Raw genomic sequence first — 747 nt, 5'->3', positions numbered from 1 at the left:
ACGGTACTCGTCGCCGAACGAGACACGGCGCCGGCGGAATGTGCTCCACAGCGACAGGCGGTTGCCCTTCTCCAGCGTCATCGCGGCCAGCTGCCGGTTCCAACTGTCGTAGCGCGCCTCGATCTCGCCACGACTGACCGATTCGAACGGCACGCCACTCACGCGCATCACCATGAAGGCGCCGCCGTTGTCCAGGCTCGTGACCGTTTCCGACACCGGGCGGCCGATGCGCGGCAGCTTGTCCTCTGCGGCCGCGACCAGGCGGTTCAGGTCGTTGCTCACGCGCATGCTTCGTCTCCCGCGTCCCGCGCGTCGCCGGACGGATGACCGCGAATGATGCGGAATTCCTCGGCCGTCAAGCGCAGCACGTCGTAGGCGGCGAAGCTGGTCCTGCCTGCGGCCGTGGTCCCGATAATCATCGTGTGACCGACGTCGGCCGGCCACGCGCTGGCGACGCCGTCGACGGGCGGAATGGAATGGCGATTACTCATCGTTGTCCTCCTCTGCCTGCGTGAGCAGGCGTTGACGCAGCGCCTCGAAGCGCTCCAGATCACGGCCGCGCGCAAACGACCGGGTGTAGACGCCGACGTCACGGCCATAGCGCATCGGCGCGAGCGTGTACGTCTTGCCGAACACCGCAACCCGGCGGCGATCGAGCCAGCAGCGGAATTCCAGCCAGAACAGGCGCAGCGCCTGGTCATCGGTTACGCAGACGTGCCGTAAAAACAGGAAGATCGGTACGCCGGA

Annotated in this window: 1 protein-coding gene and 2 pseudogenes; all 3 read right to left on the bottom strand. The window is 66.7% G+C overall.

What is annotated here, in order from left to right:
• A pseudogene (locus ACV22V_RS32440) lies at window positions 1-288 on the bottom strand (transporter); the annotation flags it as partial.
• Window positions 279-491 (bottom strand): hypothetical protein, encoded by a 213-nt coding sequence (locus ACV22V_RS32435; RefSeq protein ID WP_448016822.1) that lies wholly within the window; start codon window positions 489-491, stop codon window positions 279-281. The gene ACV22V_RS32435 and the pseudogene ACV22V_RS32440, both read right to left, overlap by 10 nt.
• Window positions 484-747: pseudogene (locus tag ACV22V_RS32430) on the bottom strand (VirB3 family type IV secretion system protein); the annotation flags it as partial. The gene ACV22V_RS32435 and the pseudogene ACV22V_RS32430, both read right to left, overlap by 8 nt.

Source organism: Burkholderia sp. AW33-5 (assembly GCF_053427615.1).
Note: the sequence above shows the minus strand (reverse complement) of the source record. Positions and strands in the feature narration are given on the sequence as shown.